Origin of the sequence: Streptomyces canarius, from assembly GCF_014650735.1 — a bacterium.
Taxonomy (GTDB): domain Bacteria; phylum Actinomycetota; class Actinomycetes; order Streptomycetales; family Streptomycetaceae; genus Streptomyces; species Streptomyces olivaceoviridis.
The window spans coordinates 167,998-181,173 of sequence record NZ_BMVN01000004.1; the positions used below are offsets into that span (position 1 = coordinate 167,998).

General features: G+C 71.6%; 9 protein-coding genes. 3 read left to right on the forward strand and 6 right to left on the reverse strand.

What is annotated here, in order from left to right:
- Positions 1-27 precede the first annotated feature (27 nt).
- The 4 genes from whiA to uvrC are packed head-to-tail and all read right to left on the reverse strand — an operon-like array spanning position 28 to position 5,397.
- Complete coding sequence (gene whiA / locus IE294_RS07735; protein WP_030583311.1) at positions 28-1,017, reverse strand: DNA-binding protein WhiA; 990 nt, start codon at positions 1,015-1,017, stop codon at positions 28-30.
- Positions 1,008-2,075 carry a gluconeogenesis factor YvcK family protein gene (locus IE294_RS07740; protein WP_189815508.1) on the reverse strand — a complete coding sequence of 356 codons (1,068 nt, stop codon included), beginning with the start codon at positions 2,073-2,075 and terminating at the stop codon, positions 1,008-1,010. Before IE294_RS07740 ends, whiA begins: the two co-directional genes overlap by 10 nt.
- Positions 2,072-3,154 carry an RNase adapter RapZ gene (gene rapZ, locus IE294_RS07745; RefSeq protein WP_189883717.1) on the reverse strand — a complete coding sequence of 361 codons (1,083 nt, stop codon included), beginning with the start codon at positions 3,152-3,154 and terminating at the stop codon, positions 2,072-2,074. The genes IE294_RS07740 and rapZ overlap by 4 nt, the downstream gene beginning before the upstream one ends.
- A complete protein-coding gene (uvrC, locus tag IE294_RS07750; RefSeq protein WP_189883719.1) occupies positions 3,151-5,397 on the reverse strand; it encodes an excinuclease ABC subunit UvrC in 2,247 nt (748 codons plus the stop codon). Before uvrC ends, rapZ begins: the two co-directional genes overlap by 4 nt.
- Before the next feature lie 716 nt (positions 5,398-6,113).
- Here uvrC and IE294_RS07755 point away from each other — a divergent pair.
- The gene (locus IE294_RS07755) at positions 6,114-7,061 is read left to right on the forward strand and encodes a hypothetical protein (RefSeq protein ID WP_189883721.1); all 948 of its coding nucleotides are present in this window, start codon (positions 6,114-6,116) and stop codon (positions 7,059-7,061) included.
- Between the two features lie 69 nt (positions 7,062-7,130).
- Here IE294_RS07755 and IE294_RS07760 read toward each other — a convergent pair whose 3' ends face one another.
- Positions 7,131-7,559, reverse strand: a complete 429-nt coding sequence (locus IE294_RS07760; protein ID WP_189883723.1) for a Rieske (2Fe-2S) protein — start codon at positions 7,557-7,559, stop codon at positions 7,131-7,133.
- 276 nt (positions 7,560-7,835) lie between these two features.
- On the opposite strand from IE294_RS07760, the gene IE294_RS07765 reads away from it, so the two are divergent.
- A complete protein-coding gene (locus tag IE294_RS07765; protein WP_189883724.1) occupies positions 7,836-8,963 on the forward strand; it encodes a LacI family DNA-binding transcriptional regulator in 1,128 nt (375 codons plus the stop codon).
- Positions 8,960-9,880 carry a carbohydrate kinase family protein gene (locus IE294_RS07770; protein WP_189883725.1) on the forward strand — a complete coding sequence of 307 codons (921 nt, stop codon included), beginning with the start codon at positions 8,960-8,962 and terminating at the stop codon, positions 9,878-9,880. Before IE294_RS07765 ends, IE294_RS07770 begins: the two co-directional genes overlap by 4 nt.
- A gap of 159 nt (positions 9,881-10,039) precedes the next feature.
- Here IE294_RS07770 and uvrA read toward each other — a convergent pair whose 3' ends face one another.
- Entirely contained in the window at positions 10,040-13,066 is a 3,027-nt protein-coding gene (uvrA, locus tag IE294_RS07775; protein ID WP_189883726.1) for an excinuclease ABC subunit UvrA, read from the reverse strand.
- Positions 13,067-13,176: the final 110 nt, after the last annotated feature.

Genomic DNA, 13,176 nt, shown 5'->3' on the forward strand with positions numbered 1-13,176 from the left:
GCACCGGCGAATTGACGTGTCGTCCGGTCAGCCGGCGAGGTTGTCCGCCAGCTCCTCGCTGAGGTTGGCCTCCGTGCCCGGGATGCCCAGGTCGGCGGCGCGCTTGTCGGCCATCGCCAGCAGCCGGCGGATACGGCCCGCGACCGCGTCCTTCGTCAGCGGCGGATCGGCGAGCGCGCCCAACTCCTCCAGGGATGCCTGCTTGTGCTCCATGCGCAGCCGCCCTGCCGCGGCCAGGTGCTCCGGCACCTCGTCGCCCAGGATCTCCAGGGCGCGCTGGACCCGGGCCCCGGCGGCCACGGCGGCACGGGCCGAACGGCGCAGATTGGCGTCGTCGAAGTTGGCGAGCCGGTTGGCCGTGGCCCGCACCTCGCGGCGCATCCGGCGCTCCTCCCAGGCCAGCACGGACTCATGGGCGCCCAGCCGGGTGAGCAGGGCACCGATCGCGTCACCGTCCCGGACGACCACCCGGTCCACCCCGCGCACCTCGCGGGCCTTCGCGGCGATCGACAGTCTGCGCGCGGCACCGACCAGCGCGAGCGCCGCCTCCGGGCCCGGGCAGGTCACCTCCAGCGACGAGGAACGGCCGGGCTCGGTCAGCGAGCCGTGCGCCAGGAAGGCACCGCGCCAGGCCGCCTCCGCGTCGCAGGTGGCCCCCGAGACCACCTGCGGGGGCAGACCGCGGATCGGGCGGCCCCGGCCGTCCACGAGACCCGTCTGCCGGGCCAGCTGGTCACCGCCCGCGACGACCCGTACGACATACCGCGAGCCGCGGCGCAGCCCGCCGGGCGCCATCACGATCAGCTCGGAGCTGTGCCCGAAGATCTCCAGGATGTCCCGCTTGAGCCGGCGCGCCGCCATCGCGGTGTCCAGCTCCGCCTCGATCACGATGCGCCCGCTCACCAGGTGGAGGCCTCCGGCGAACCGCAGAATGGCGGAGACCTCCGCCTTCCTGCAACAGGTCCGGGTGACGGGTAGCCGGGAGATCTCGTCCTTCACCGCTGCCGTCATCGCCATGGGCCGATCCTTCCATGCATCCGAAAAATACGGTCGTACGCGGCGGCCAACAGCTCCGGATCGTGCCGGGGTGATCCGTCGGTCCGGGCCACCGGGGCCAGCTCGACCGCGGCTCCCAGCCGCTTGGCGGCCTCGGTGAGCGAGTCGCGGTCGGGCACGGCGGCCACGTCGGCCAGCACCACGTCCAGGGCGAGTTTAGGGGCGTGTCGCCCCAAAACCTCCAAATGACGCTGCGGGGAGAAGCCCTCGGTTTCTCCCGGCTGCGGCGCCAGGTTCAGCGAGAGCACCCGGCGCGCCTTGGTCTCGGTGAGGGCGTCCAGCAGCTCGGGGACGAGCAGGTGCGGGATGACCGAGGAGAACCAGGAACCGGGGCCGAGCACCACCCAGTCGGCGTCCAGGACCGCCGCCACGGCCTCGGGGACGGCGGGCGGATCGTTGGGCACGAGGTGCACCGACTGCACCTCGCCGGGCGTCAGGGCCACGGTCGCCTGCCCGCGCACCGTGTCCACGTCGTCCGGGCGCTCCGGGTCGTGCCCCTTGACCAGGGCCTGGAGCTCCAGCGGCACGGCCGACATGGGCAGCACCCGCCCATGTGCGCCGAGCAGCTTGCCGACCAGGTCCAGGGCCTGCACATGGTCGCCGAGCTGCTCCCACAGGGCGACGATCAGCAGGTTGCCGACCGCGTGCTCGTGCAGCTCGCCCTGGGACTGGAAGCGGTGCTGGATGACCCGGGCCCACGTCTGGCCCCAGTCGTCGTCCCCGCACAGCGCGGCCAGCGCCTTGCGCAGGTCGCCGGGCGGCAGCACGCCCAGCTCGTCCCGGAGTCGCCCGCTGGAGCCGCCGTCGTCGGCCACGGTGACGACGGCGGTGAGATCACCGGTGATCCGGCGCAGCGCGGCGAGCGAGGCGGACAGGCCCATGCCGCCGCCGAGCGCGACCACCTTGGGCTGGGCGCCGCGCCGGCGGGGCCGCGCCCCGCGGGCCTCGGCCGAGCGGCCGGCGCGCGCCTCGGGCACCATCCGGCGCAGCCGGCTCAGCCGCGGTGTACGTTCCGTCATTCCCGTCCCATGTCCCGGTGCACGACCACCGTCTCCACGCCCTCGGCCGCGAGACGCGCGGCGAGCTTCTCCGACATCGCGACCGAGCGGTGCTTGCCGCCGGTACAGCCGATGGCGATGGTCACATACCGCTTGCCCTCGCGCCGGTAGCCGGCCGCGATGAGCCGCAGCAGTTCGGCGTACCGGTCGAGGAACTCCTTCGCACCGGGCTGGTTGAAGACGTAGGCGGCGACCTCCTCGTTGAGGCCGGTGTAGGGACGCAGTTCCGGGACCCAGTGCGGGTTGGGCAGGAACCGCATGTCCGCGACCAGATCGGCGTCGACCGGGAGGCCGTACTTGAAGCCGAAGGACATCACGGTGGCCCGCAGCTCGGGCTCCTCCTCACCGGCGAACTGGGCGTCCATCTTGGCGCGCAGCTCGTGCACGTTGAGGCTGGAGGTGTCGATCACCAGGTCGGCGTCGCCGCGCAGCTCGCGCAGCAGCTCCCGCTCGGCGGCGATGCCGTCCACGATGCGTCCGTCGCCCTGGAGCGGGTGCGGGCGGCGCACCGACTCGAAGCGGCGGACCAGGGCCTCGTCGGAGGACTCCAGGAAGACGATCCGCCGGGTGACGCCCCGGGTGTCCAGGTCGGCGAGGGACTCGCGCAGGTTGTCGAAGAAGCGCCGGCCGCGCACGTCCACGACGACCGCGATCCGCGCCACGTTGCCCTGGGAGCGGGCTCCCAGCTCCACCATGGTCGGGATGAGGGCGGGCGGGAGGTTGTCGACGACGAACCAGCCGAGGTCCTCCAGACACTTCGCCGCCGTGGACCGGCCGGCCCCGGACATGCCGGAGATGATCACCAGCTCGGGGATGGCCGCCTCGGGGACCCCGGCTGTTTCGTTGCCCGTACTCACCTGTGCTCCGTTGTCCTGACCGGTGTCCTGTCCGGCGTCCTGGTCGGTGCCGGGCCGGCCGGTGTCCCGGCCGGTCTCGGGCCGGGCGGTCTCCCGGCCGGTGTCGTGCCGGACGACATCGTCGCCCGTGCCGCTGTGCGCCTGATCTCGCTGTGCTGTGGGCTCTGCGTCGTGCTCGGTCATGTCTCCTGCCCCCGTCGTTCGTCCGGGACGCCCGCGGTCACGGGCTCCCCCGAGGAACCCCCCGTCGTATCGGGTTCCTCGTCCTCAATGATCTCTCCGGTCGCCGTGTTCACGGCGGGAGCGGCCGGGGCTGCCTGGGCGAGAGCCACGGCGATGGTCTCGGCCGTCTTCCGGCCTATCCCGGGCACTTCCTGGATCTGCTCGATTGTGGCGGACCGCAGCTTCTTCACCGAGCCGAAATGCTTGATGAGCGCCTGTTTGCGGGTCTCGCCGAGGCCGGGGACGTCGTCCAGCGGGCCCGCGCGGAAACGCTTGGCGCGCTTGGTGCGCTGGTAGGTGATCGCGAACCGGTGCGCCTCGTCGCGAACGCGCTGGAGCAGATAGAGACCCTCGCTGGTGCGGGGCAGCACCACCGGATCGTCCTCGCCGGGCACCCAGACCTCCTCCAGGCGCTTGGCGAGACCGCACACGGCGATGTCGTCGATGCCCAGCTCGTCCAGCGCGCGCCGGGCCGCCGCGACCTGCGGCTGGCCACCGTCGACCACGACGAGCTGGGGCGGGTAGGCGAACTTCTTGGGACGGCCGTCGTCGTCCTTGAGGGAATCGGCGATCACCTCGGCGTCGGCGAGCACGGCGCCGGCGTCGAGGAGGGAGCCGTTGACGCCGGGGCCTCCGGCCAGGAGGGCGGGGGTGCCGGAGCCTCCGGTCAGGGGGGTGTCAGTGCCGGAGCCTTGGGCGAGGGAGCCGTGGGTGCCGGATTCTCCGGTCAGGGGGTTGTCGGTACCGGAGCCTTCGGCCAGGGAGTCGTCGGTGCCGGAGCCGTCGGCCCACTCCCCCGTCCGCTCCTTCTCGGCGAGGTAGCGCTTGAAGCGGCGGGTGATCACCTCGTGCATGGAGCGGACGTCGTCCTGCCCCGCGAAGCCCTTGATCTGGAACCGCCGGTACTCGCTCTTGCGCTGCAAGCCGTCCTCGAAGACGACCATGGAGGCGACCACGTCGTCACCCTGGAGATGCGAGATGTCGTAGCACTCGATCCGCAGCGGGGCGCTGTCCAGGTCGAGGGCCTCGGCGATCTCCTCCAGCGCACGCGAGCGCGTGGTCAGGTCGGAGGCGCGCTTGGTCTTGTGCAGCGCGAGGGCCTGCTGGGCGTTGCGCTCCACGGTCTCCATGAGCGCCTTCTTGTCGCCGCGCTGCGGGATGCGCAGCGACACGTTCGACCCGCGACGGCCGGTCAGCCACTCCTGGACCGGCTCGACCGGCTCGGGCAGGGCCGGGACCAGCACCTCCTTGGGGACCGCGTCCCCGCTCTCCTCGCCGTACAGCTGCTGCAAGGCGTGCTCGACCAGGGCGCCGGTGGTGACCTCCTCGACCTTGTCGGTCACCCAGCCACGCTGACCGCGGACCCGGCCGCCACGCACATGGAAGATCTGCACGGCCGCCTCCAGCTCGTCCTCGGCGACGGCGATGAGGTCGGCGTCGGTCGCGTCGGCGAGCACGACCGCGTTCTTCTCCATGGCCTTCTTCAAGGCCCCTATGTCGTCCCGCAGGCGGGCCGCCCGCTCGTACTCCATCTCCTCGGCCGCCTCCATCATCTGCTTCTCCAGACGGCGGAGGTAGGTGCCGGTGCGGCCGGCCATGAAGTCGCAGAACTCCTCGGCCAGCTCCTGGTGGTCCTCGGGGGTGATCCGGCCGACACAGGGGGCGGAACACTTGCCGATGTAGCCGAGCAGGCAGGGCCGGCCGGTGCGGGCGGCGTTCTTGAAGACGCCGGCCGAGCAGGTGCGCACCGGGAAGACCCGCAGCAGCAGATCGACGGTGTCCCGGATGGCCCACGCGTGCGCGTAGGGCCCGAAGTAGCGGACGCCCTTCTTCTTGTGACCGCGCATCACCTGGACCCGCGGGAACTGCTCGTTCATCGTGACCGCGAGGTACGGGTAGCTCTTGTCGTCCCGGTACTTGACGTTGAACCGGGGGTCGTACTCCTTGATCCAGGAGTACTCCAGCTGGAGCGCCTCGACCTCCGTGGACACCACCGTCCACTCCACGGACGCTGCTGTGGTCACCATCGTCCGGGTGCGCGGGTGCAGGTTCGCCAGGTCCTGGAAGTAGTTCGCCAGGCGCTGGCGCAGGCTCTTCGCCTTTCCGACGTAGATCACCCGGCGGTGCTCGTCACGGAACCTGTACACCCCCGGAGAGTCCGGGATGTCTCCCGGCCTGGGGCGGTAGCTGGAGGGGTCGGCCATGTCTCACACCCTACTGGCGAGCACCGACACCGCGTCGGGCCTGTGGACAACGCCCCCACCCGGACGGCGCCCGCGCGGGGGCCCCGCCGCACCCCTTTTGGCCTGCGGCCGGCCGGCGGTCTCTTTCGGGGGCTTGCGGGGTCTCCTGGACATGGTGCACGCGCTGGGATGGGCGGTACGAGGGCGGTAGGGCCGCAGGGCGGCAGGAGAGGAGACGGGGCACGGTCCGCGTCGAGAGGAGAGAACCGGAGACCGGGGCACGGGCGCCCTCTCCTGACGTTCTCCGTACCGCTCTTCCTGACGTCCTCCGCGCCCCTCCTCCTGACGTCTCCGCGCCCCGCGGCCCGGCCGTCAGTCGCCTTCCCCGCCATGCCGGTGACGTTCCCTCCCGGCGTCGTCTCTCCGGTCAAGCCCTGGATGAGGCAGGCGGCCACTCCCGCCGCCCCCGCCCACCTACCCCGCCCACCGGCCGCGGAACGGCAGGGTCCGGCCAGTCGGCCGGAACGGCCGGGTCCTAAGTGTTGTCGGGTTCTGGTCAACACGCTTCAATGCGGGGGAACTCGGGGCCCTGCACACATGCGTACGGGCCGGCGCGGCGTGCCCAGCCAGGCGCGCCCGCGGTGCCCACGGGGGTGGCCCCGCACACCCGCACACCCGCACACCCGCACAGACGGTCTGACCAGCCGTAGCGACACCTCACAGGAAGGCCCCTCGGCATGCGGCATGCCACAGAGCACGCGGACGTCCCCACCACGGAACTGGACGCGGCCCTGCGCGGCGGCCCCTTCCATGTGGCGCTGCGCGCCGCGATCGCCGCACGCGGACTGCCGCTCCAGCGCGTCCAGCACCATCTGTCACGCCACGGGGTCAAGGTCGGCGTCACCAGCCTGAGTTACTGGCAGCAAGGTGCTCGCCGCCCGCAGCGCCCGGAGTCGCTGCGCGCCGTACGCGCGCTGGAGGAGATCCTCCGGCTACCGGACGAGTCACTGATCCGGCTGCTCGCCGAGTCCGACGAGCGGGCGACGGCCGACCGTCCGGCGGGCCGCTCCTACCGCTCCCTGATCGAGGCCTCGGGCGTCGTGGACCGGCTCACCGCCGACCTCGGCTGGTCCCTGGACGGCGGCCTGCACACCGTGGGGCACCACGAACGCGTCCGGATCGGCGCCCGGCGCGAGCTGGTGAGCCGCGAAGCCCACCACATCGTGCGGGCCCACCACGACGGCGTTGACCGCTTCGTCGCCCTCCACCACGGCGACCTCGGCTGCGACCCGCGCCGTGTCACCGTGCACGCCCTGGAGAACTGTCGCACCGGTCGCCTCCGCTGGGACCAGGACACCGGCGTCCTCGTCGCCGAACTGCTCTTCGGCACCCGGCTGCGCGCCGGCGACACCTTCCTCTTCCGGTACGGCATCGAGGACGGCACGGCCGGGACGTCCCGCGAGTATCTCCAGCGGTTCGGCTTCCCCGGCGGCCAGTACGCGCTCCAGGTGCGCTTCGACACGGCCGCGCTGCCGGTGCGCTGCCACCGCTTCGCCCAGCACTCGGCCGCGGCCCCGCGCAGCGGCTGGCAGGAGCTGCCCGTGACCAGTCCGCACCACTGTGCCCACCTGGTCGATCCCCGGATCCGGCCGGGTGTCCTGGGGATCGCCTGGGACTGGGAGTGAGCTCGCCCCCGCGTCCGCACGCTGAGCCGGCCTTCCGCCCACCGCTCCCGTCGGCCCGCGGCTCTTCGGTCAGTCCGCGGGACCGGCGACGATCCTGCCCTTCGCGGCCTTCACCGACAGCTCGGTCAGGGGCTCGGTGGCCGGCGCCTGGACCACCTTGCCCGTCACGGCATCGAACTCGCTGCCGTGGCAGGGGCAGACCAGGGTCGTTCCCCGCAGCTTGTTGATGGGGCAGCCGGCGTGCGTGCAGATCGTGCTGTACGCCTTCAGGGTGCCGTCCTCGGCACGGCTGACCACCACGTTGTGATCCCGGTAGAGCTTGGCCCCGCCCTTCGCGACCTCGTTCTCGGCGCCGAGGTCGACCGGTGCGGTGGGGGCGGCAGTGGCGGAACCACTGCCGTCCGGGGCCGAGCACGCGGCCAGGCCGAGCCCGGCGACCGGGGCCGCGGCGGCCCCTCGAAGGACGGTACGGCGGGTCGCGGAGGAGTGGGCGGGCATCTGGAACTCCACTGGTCAAGGGGTGTGCAGGGCGACGATACCCGGGCAGAGGGGGCGGTCTGGGAGCGGGGGCCGCTCTGGCTGGGGACGGGGCCCGATGTCCGCCCGAAGGGCAGCGAGGCGAGTCCAGTGGTGTGGAGGGAGGAGGCACCCCAGGAACGTAAACGCTTACGTAAGCGTTTACGCGGGGCAGGGGCATGGGATAGCGTCCGGCCGGAAGCTGAGAAGACCGGGGCCGGCGCCGACCGAACGGCAGCCTCGGGGAAGGGAGCGCGCATGGCCACCATGGCGGATGTCGCCCGTAGTGCCGGGGTCTCCGTGGCGACCGTCTCCCACGTGCTCAACGGCACCCGGCCGGTGCTCCCCCACACCCGCCAGGCCGTGCTCGACGCCGTGGACACCCTCGGCTACACCCCGAACACCCTGGCCCGCTCTCTGGTGACCTCGCGCACCCGCTCCATCGGGCTCGCGGTGTCGGCCATCAGCAACCCGTACTTCACGGAGATCCTGCAAGGCGTCGAGGCGGCTGCCCTGGAGGCGGGCTACAGCCTGCTCATCGCGGATCCGCATGACGACCCCCGGCACGAGCGCAAGGTCGTGCAGTTCCTCCACGAGCGCCGGGTGGACGGCATGATCGTCGCCCCGTCCGCCGAGCCGAGTGACCTCGTCGGCTACCTGCGCCGCCACGCCGTACCGACGGTGTTCCTGGACCGGCTGGTCGACGCCCGCGCGGCGGAGGACGGTGCACCAGGTGACGGTGCGGACGGTGCCGCCGCTTCGCCGAGCACCCCGTGCTTCGACCAGGTCTGTGCCGAGAGCGCCGCGCCGACGGCCCTGCTCGTGACCCATCTCGCCGGGCTGGGGCACCACCGGATCGCCCTGGTCGCGGGCCTGCCCGGGCTCAGTACCACCAGCGAGCGCGTCTCCGGCTACCGGGAGGGCCTCATCGCGGCCGGTCTGGCATACGACGAGCGTCTCCTCGTGTCCGGCAACTCCGAGTCCGCCGGGGCCGAGCGGGCCACGGCCGACCTGCTCGCCCTGCCCGATCCGCCCACCGCACTCGTCACCGCCAACAACGCGATGACCATCGGCGCGCTGCGCGCGCTGCGCCGGCACGGCCGGTCCGTTCCGGACGACCTCGCTCTGTGCTGCTTCGACGACTTCGCCTGGGCCGACCTGTTCTCGCCCCGGCTGACCGCCATCGCCCAGCCCAGCCGGGAGTTGGGCGCCCGTGCCGTCCGGGTGCTCCTGGACCGTCTGGCCGAGCCGGACCGGCCGGCCCGGACGGTCCGGCTGCCGTGCGCGTTCGTCCACCGCACGTCCTGCGGCTGCCCGGAGGAGCCAGGCAGCGGCACCGGGGCCACCGCATCATCCACGCTTGCCGAGAAGGGAACCGCCTCGTGATCGTCGTCGCCGGTGAGGCACTGATCGACCTGGTTCCGCAGGGCCCCGGTGCCCTCGCGGACCTGAAGCCGGCGCTCGGCGGCGGCCCGTACAACACCGCCGTGGCGCTGGGCCGGCTCGGCTCCCGCACCGCCTTCTGCTCCCGGACGTCGGACGACGCCTTCGGCGAGGCCCTGCTCGACGGGCTGCGGCGGGCCGGCGTCGATGTGTCCGGCGTCCAGCGGGGACCGGAACCGACGACCCTCGCCGTGGCCACGCTCGACGCCGCCGGTTCGGCCGCCTACTCCTTCTATGTCGACGGCACCGCCGACCGTCTGTTCACGGCGCCGGCCGCGCTCCCCGCCGGTACGCGCGCGGTGTCCTTCGGCACCTGTTCGCTCGTCCTGGAACCGGGGGCGAGCGCCTACGAGGAACTGATGCGGACCGCGGCCGGGCAGGGGCTCTTCACCGCCCTGGATCCCAACATCCGGGCGGGACTCATCCCGGACGCGGACGCCTACCGGGCACGCTTCAAGAGCTGGCTGCCCTCGGTGACGCTGCTGAAGCTGTCCGCGGAGGACGCGGCGTGGCTCGGCGGCACCCCGAGCGAGTGGCTGGCCGCGGGACCGGCGGCCGTGGTGGTCACGCGGGGCGGCGACGGTCTGACCGTGTTCACCCGGGACGGCGGGGAGCACTCCGTGCCGGGTGAGAAGGTCGATGTCGTGGACACCATCGGCGCCGGTGACACGGTGAACGCGGCCTTGCTGCACGGGCTGGCCGCCCGGGACGCGCTGTCCGCGGAAGCGCTCGCCGCCCTCGGGACGGAGGGCTGGACACGGCTGCTGCGCTTCGCGGCACGGGCGGCGGCGATCACCTGCTCGCGGGCGGGGGCCGAGCCGCCGTACGCGGCGGAGCTGGGCGGTTCGGCCGCGCTGTGAGCGGTCTGCTTTCCCTGTGCTGTTGACAAGGTACGACCGGTCCTGCGGTGTGGCGGGGACCTGTCGGACCGCCGGACCGGGCTGGCTGATGGTGGAACGAACGGCGCCCCGCGGGAAGTTCCCGCGGGGCGCCGCATTTTTGATGGCGTGTCAGACGGCTCAGGCCTTACGGGCCCGCGTCGTCTTCTTCGCGGGCGTCGCCGTCTTCGTGGCCGTGACCGCCTTCTTGGTCGCGGTGTTGTTGGCCTTGGCCGTCACCGTCTTCCTCGTCGACGACTTGGCCGCGGCCGTCTTCCGTGCCGTGCCGCCCCGCTGTGCCTTGACCGGCTCGGCGTCACTGATGCGGTCGGCGCCGAGGATGTCGCGCAGGAACTTGCCCGTGTGGCTCGCCGGAACCCCGGCGACCTCCTCCGGCGTACCCTCGGCGACCACCAGGCCACCGCCGGCGCCGCCCTCCGGACCCATGTCCACGACCCAGTCGGCGGTCTTGATCACGTCGAGGTTGTGCTCGATGACGATGACCGTGTTGCCCTTGTCGACCAGTCCGCCGAGCACCGTCAGCAGCTTGCTGATGTCCTCGAAGTGCAGACCCGTGGTCGGCTCGTCCAGGACGTAGACCGTGCGTCCGGTGGACCGCTTCTGTAGTTCGCTGGCGAGCTTGACGCGCTGCGCCTCACCACCGGAGAGGGTGGTGGCGGACTGGCCGAGGCGGACGTAACCGAGGCCCACGTCGTTCAGCGTCCTGAGGTGACGGGAGATCGCCGGGACCGCCTCGAAGAAGTGCATGGCCTCCTCGATCGGCATGTTCAGCACCTCGGCGATGGACTTGCCCTTGTAGTGGACCTCCAGGGTCTCCCGGTTGTACCGGGCGCCGTGGCAGACCTCGCACGGGACGTAGACGTCCGGGAGGAAGTTCATCTCGATCTTGATGGTGCCGTCGCCCGCGCAGTTCTCGCAGCGGCCGCCCTTGACGTTGAAGGAGAAGCGCCCGGGCTGGTAGCCACGGACCTTCGCCTCGGTGGTCTCGGCGAACAGCTTGCGGATGTGGTCGAAGACACCGGTGTACGTCGCCGGGTTGGACCGCGGGGTGCGGCCGATCGGTGACTGGTCGACGTGCACGACCTTGTCGACCAGGTCGTCGCCGTCCACGCGCGTGTGCCGTCCGGGGACGGTCCGCGCGCCGTTCAGCTCGCGCGCCAGGTGCGTGTAGAGGATGTCGTTGACCAGGGTCGACTTGCCGGACCCGGAGACGCCGGTGACGGCCGTGAAGACACCCAGCGGGAAGGACACGTCGATGTCCTGGAGGTTGTTCTCACGGGCGCCGTGCACGGTGAGCTGCCGGGAGGGGTCGCGGGGGCGCCGTACGTCCGGGAGCGGGATCGACTTGCGGCCCGAGAGGTACGCGCCGGTCTGCGACTCGGTGTTGGCGAGCAGTTCCTTCACGGAGCCGCTGTGCACGACCTTGCCGCCGTGCTCACCGGCGCCGGGGCCGATGTCCACGATCCAGTCGGCGACCTTGATGGTGTCCTCGTCGTGCTCCACCACGATGAGCGTGTTGCCCATGTCGCGCAGGCGGACCAGGGTCTCGATCAGACGGTGGTTGTCCCGCTGGTGCAGGCCGATGGACGGCTCGTCCAGGACGTACAGCACGCCGACGAGACCGGAGCCGATCTGGGTGGCGAGGCGGATGCGCTGGGCCTCGCCGCCGGAGAGGGTGCCGGCCGCGCGGTTGAGGGAAAGGTAGTCCAGGCCGACGTCGACCAGGAAGCGGAGCCGCTCGTTGACCTCCTTCAGGACCCGCTCGGCGATCTTCTTGTCGCGGGCGTTCAGCTTCAGCTCGCCCAGGAAGTCCGCGCAGTCGCTGATCGACATCGCGGAGACCTCGGCGATCGACTTCCCCATGATCGTGACCGCGAGGACGATCGGCTTCAGACGCGTGCCCTCGCAGGAGGGGCAGGGCACCTCGCGCATGTAGCCCTCGAAGCGCTCGCGGCTGGCGTCGCTCTCGGCCTCGCTGTGGCGGCGCTTGACGAAGGGCACCGCGCCCTCGAAGGGGGTGGTGTAGACCCGCTCGCGGCCGTACCGGTTGCGGTAGCGCACCTCGATCTGGGTCTTGTGGCCGTAGAGCAGGGCCTTCTTGGCCCGCTGGGGCAGGCCCGCGAAGGGGATGTCCGTGCGGAAGCCGAGGGCGTCGGCCAGGGCGCCGATCAGGCGGCCGAAGTAGTCCTTGGTGTGGCCGTGCGACCACGGGTGGATGGCGCCCTCGTCCAGGGACTTGTCCTCGTCCGGGACGATCAGCTCCGGGTCGACCTCCATGCGCGTGCCGATGCCGGTGCACTCCGGACAGGCGCCGAAGGGCGAGTTGAAGGAGAAGGAGCGGGGCTCCAGCTCCTCGAAGGACAGGTCGTCGTACGGGCAGTACAGGTGCTCCGAGTACATGCGCTCGCGCTCGGGGTCCTCCTCGGGGAGGTCCACGAAGTCGAGCACGACCATGCCGCCGGACAGGCCGAGGGCGGTCTCCACCGAGTCGGTGAGGCGGCGCTTGGCGGAGTCCTTCACCGTGAGGCGGTCCACGACCACCTCGATGGTGTGCTTCTCCTGCTTCTTCAGGACCGGCGGCTCGGACAGCTGGACGGTCTGGCCGTCCACGCGCGCGCGGGAGTAGCCCTTGGTCTGGAGGTCGGCGAAGAGGTCGACGAACTCGCCCTTGCGCTCGCGCACCAGGGGGGACAGCACCTGGAAGCGGCTCCCCTCGGGCAGCTCCAGGACCTTGTCCACGATGGCCTGCGGCGACTGGCGCGAGATCGGGCGGCCGCACTGGGGGCAGTGCGGCTTGCCGATGCGCGCGAAGAGCAGACGGAGGTAGTCGTAGACCTCGGTGATCGTGCCGACCGTCGAGCGCGGGTTGCGCGAGGTCGACTTCTGGTCGATGGAGACCGCCGGGGAGAGGCCCTCGATGAAGTCGACGTCGGGCTTGTCCATCTGGCCGAGGAACTGCCGTGCGTACGAGGAGAGCGACTCCACGTAACGGCGCTGGCCCTCCGCGAAGATCGTGTCGAAGGCCAGGGAGGACTTGCCCGACCCGGACAGGCCCGTGAAGACGATGAGCGAGTCACGTGGCAGGTCGAGCGAGACATTCTTCAGGTTGTGCTCGCGCGCGCCACGGACGATGAGACGGTCGGCCACGCCGGTCCGCACCTTTCTTGAGAGAAGTGACAGGGGCGGGGCCCCCGTGCTTCTTCAGACTAGGGGGAGCCACTGACAACGCCGGTCGGATTGCCCGGTTGCATAACAAC

Coding starts and splice junctions, on each gene's coding strand:
- uvrC (WP_189883719.1), bottom strand. CDS start 5,397: ATGGCCGACCCCTCCAGCTACCGCCCCAGGCCGGGAGACATCCCGGAC.
- whiA (WP_030583311.1), bottom strand. CDS start 1,017: ATGGCGATGACGGCAGCGGTGAAGGACGAGATCTCCCGGCTACCCGTC.
- IE294_RS07760 (WP_189883723.1), bottom strand. CDS start 7,559: ATGCCCGCCCACTCCTCCGCGACCCGCCGTACCGTCCTTCGAGGGGCC.
- IE294_RS07765 (WP_189883724.1), top strand. CDS start 7,836: ATGGCCACCATGGCGGATGTCGCCCGTAGTGCCGGGGTCTCCGTGGCG.
- IE294_RS07755 (WP_189883721.1), top strand. CDS start 6,114: ATGCGGCATGCCACAGAGCACGCGGACGTCCCCACCACGGAACTGGAC.
- IE294_RS07740 (WP_189815508.1), bottom strand. CDS start 2,075: ATGACGGAACGTACACCGCGGCTGAGCCGGCTGCGCCGGATGGTGCCC.
- rapZ (WP_189883717.1), bottom strand. CDS start 3,154: ATGACCGAGCACGACGCAGAGCCCACAGCACAGCGAGATCAGGCGCAC.